The sequence below is a fragment of the uncultured Microbacterium sp. genome (assembly GCF_913776565.1).
Lineage (GTDB): Bacteria > Actinomycetota > Actinomycetes > Actinomycetales > Microbacteriaceae > Microbacterium.
On sequence record NZ_CAJYPF010000223.1, the window covers coordinates 1 to 2,732 of the forward strand.

General features: G+C 67.7%; 4 protein-coding genes. 2 read left to right on the plus strand and 2 right to left on the minus strand.

Annotated elements, in window-relative coordinates; translation table 11 throughout:
- The coding region (locus QZ433_RS12560) for a hypothetical protein (RefSeq protein ID WP_295784023.1) at nt 1–825 on the plus strand (825 nt) is incomplete at its 5' end.
- Nucleotides 826–1,006: 181 nt separating this feature from the next.
- On the opposite strand, the gene QZ433_RS12565 is transcribed toward QZ433_RS12560, so the two are convergent.
- Both QZ433_RS12565 and QZ433_RS12570 read right to left on the minus strand, forming a co-directional pair.
- Complete coding sequence (locus QZ433_RS12565; protein WP_295784032.1) at nt 1,007–1,495, minus strand: isochorismatase family protein; 489 nt, start codon at nt 1,493–1,495, stop codon at nt 1,007–1,009.
- 27 nt (nt 1,496–1,522) lie between these two features.
- Nucleotides 1,523–1,705 (minus strand): hypothetical protein, encoded by a 183-nt coding sequence (locus QZ433_RS12570; RefSeq protein WP_295784026.1) that lies wholly within the window; start codon nt 1,703–1,705, stop codon nt 1,523–1,525.
- A 607-nt stretch (nt 1,706–2,312) separates the two neighbouring features.
- On the opposite strand from QZ433_RS12570, the gene QZ433_RS12575 reads away from it, so the two are divergent.
- Nucleotides 2,313–2,732, plus strand: a 420-nt coding sequence (locus QZ433_RS12575) for a hypothetical protein (protein ID WP_295784029.1), incomplete at its 3' end; no start/stop codon positions are given.

Here is a 2,732-nt window from a genome sequence, read left to right on the forward strand (position 1 = left end):
GATCCGACCCCCGTCTCGCCTCACACGCCGGCCAGCCCGCAGAAGAAGCGCCGCGGCACCGCCGCGGTGCTCATCACCGCCGCCGTGGTCGTCGGTGTCCTCGTCGTCGGCGTCGGCGGCTATTTCGCCGTCCAGGCCGTCGGCGTTCTCACGGGACAGGGGAGCGGCAGTGGTGAGGCGGCGGATGCATCGCCCGCCACCCTCAACGGCACGACCGAGTACGCCCACCTCCCCGGCGCCAGCACCGACCCCATCTCCTCGAGGCGGGTCGTCATCGAGCTTCCCGCGGCCGAGGGGTTCGACGGCGGGCGCACGGTCATCAGTACCCCGCAGGACTCCGCCTGGGACTGGTACGAGGACAAACTCGTCGACAACAACAATCTGTATTCGCGTCAGATGGGCGCGGTGTACGGCGGGTTCGGGCTCTGCACGTCCACGGTCGCCTTCGTCCGCGACTCCGGTGACAACAAGGACCGCTGGGCGTTCAGCGACCAGGTCTACGCCCAGACCGTGGTGGACTTCTTCCGTGCGGCGCTCGGTGTGCAGAAGCCCGGCGAGCTGCAGGACGACGCCCTTTGGGGCACTGCCTATCACCAAGAGGGACTGGGGCAGATCCCGTTCTTCAGATTCACGGTCCCCGCGAGCAAGAACAACACTCTCGCCGACATGAAGGTGCTCGAAGGGCCGGACTACAACACCGGCTACATCACCTTCCTCACCGTCGCATGCCAGGGCGGCACGAACGACACCCAGGAAGTGTTCGATCTCATGACCGAGCCCGGCAACAAGTTCAGCGTCTACGTGGACGTCCTCCCGAAGGAGTGACCAGCCGGTCGGTCCGCAGCGAGGGGACCGGGCCGGGGCTGGTCTGCTCCTCGCGCCGCCGTAGGGCCGTACCGGCCGAGGCTCGCGCATGGGGGAGTACCTCGCGGTTCGCCGCGCGGTACTCGACGACCTGAATCTGCGCCTCGGTCTCGCCTCTCCGGACTGCGGCCTGCTGAGCAACTCATTCGCGTCCTCGACCCCTGTGCGCGTGTTTCCGCCCTCGCGCGGCGGAGGTGCTGGCGTGGATGCCGGAGGGGCCGGCTGCATCCGGACGCACCGCGCCAGCTGCGGGACCGGTCTCGAGGGCTCGGCACCACTGGTCCGTGGTCATGACGGCGGCGAAGCGCGACTGCAGCACCACGAGGACTGCGTCGTGCAGGGTCCGCGCGTCGACGGAGCCGGCTCCGTTCTCGAGCTGCAGGGTTCCGGGGGCGTCCGAGAGGAATTCGACACCGTAGCCACGGTGGACAGCATCGCGAGCCGTGGACTCGTCGCAGTTCTGGGTCATGTACCCGGCGATGGTGACCGTTTCCACCTGTCGTTCGCGGAGCCACTGATCCAGACCGGTGTCCGTGAACGCCGAGGGGAGCTTCTGAGAGATCAGCAGGTCATAGGGACGTTTCGCGACCGTGGCATGAAGGGCTGCTCCTTCGCTGCCGTCCGCGAAGATCGGGGAGGAGGACGGAGCCTGCTGTGGTCAGGATTTCGGTCGGGGTTCCGCCTGCAGCCTCAGCCCGGCGAGGATCTTCGCGACGAGCTCGTTGCGGACCTCCACCGGCCCATGATGCTGGGTGAATCCGTTCTCGTCGACCACGCTGACAGTGATGAAGGAGCGTCCGCGGGTGGGCAGGAAGTCCCGGCCGGGCGTGGAGCGACTCATCGGCAGTGGACCCGCCCGGATGAGACGCAGTCACTCTGCGCCCCGAGGTGGATGGACAACGTGCTCCATTCGAATCGAGCGGTGAGCCAGGTGCGCAGAGGGGAGGGCACGCGCTTCATCGCCCAAGCCTCGCGCTGGTGATCACCGCGATGACGGGGACCCAGAAGCCCGCGATGCACAGTGTCAAAGCGACGAGAAGACCGTAGGCGTGTCGACGCCCCCATTCGTGATCGGTCTCGCTCAGCTCCCAGATCCGTTCTGGGCTCACGCGGGACTGCTCGTCGTCAACGGGGATCGGTCGAGTATTCGTCATCAGGTATCGCTTTCCGGCACGTCGCCCCCCGGCATCATGCGTACGTGGGGGAGCTTCCCGGCAACGGTTCATGACGCAGATCCCGGCGCAGATCTGCGTGAGCCGCGTCATACCTCCACCTGACGCGGGTCCTTCCTTTGGCGGGGTGGCGGATCTGATGTCCCAACCTCAGGTTCCGACCTCGCCAGCGTGGGTGAGAGAGCACATTCGCGCGGGTGGGAGCGGGAGGCGAATCCCGCTCCCACCTCCGACCGCTCACGGCACGCGGGCCTTGCTCGCTGGAGGGAACATCACATGACACTCGCAATCAACTGTCTCGCCATCACCGGCCACGACATTTCACCCTGGGTGCCGATCTTCGCGGCTGTGCTGGTCGCCGCGGGACTCGGATTCGTGACGCTCGCCCGCCGCAACCGCAAGAGTGCTCGCGGCGCGACGATGGGCGTGCTCGCCGTCCTCGCCGTCGGGGTCGGCCTGCTGTCGTCCCTCGCCCCGGCGACCTCGGCCAGCGCCACGTCGAACCAGTGCAACCACTCTTCCAGCGCCGTGACGACAGCGTCGCCGACCCCGACGCCGACGGGAAATCCCACCGCAACGCCGACCGCGACTCCCTCTGCGACGCCCACTCCCACGCCTGAGCCGGACCGCCTGGGCTCCATCTCCGGGACGGTGTCGAAGAACGGCTGGGCCCTCGTCGTGACGTCGCCTCCGGGC

Coding starts and splice junctions, on each gene's coding strand:
- QZ433_RS12570 (WP_295784026.1), bottom strand. CDS start 1,705: ATGAGTCGCTCCACGCCCGGCCGGGACTTCCTGCCCACCCGCGGACGC.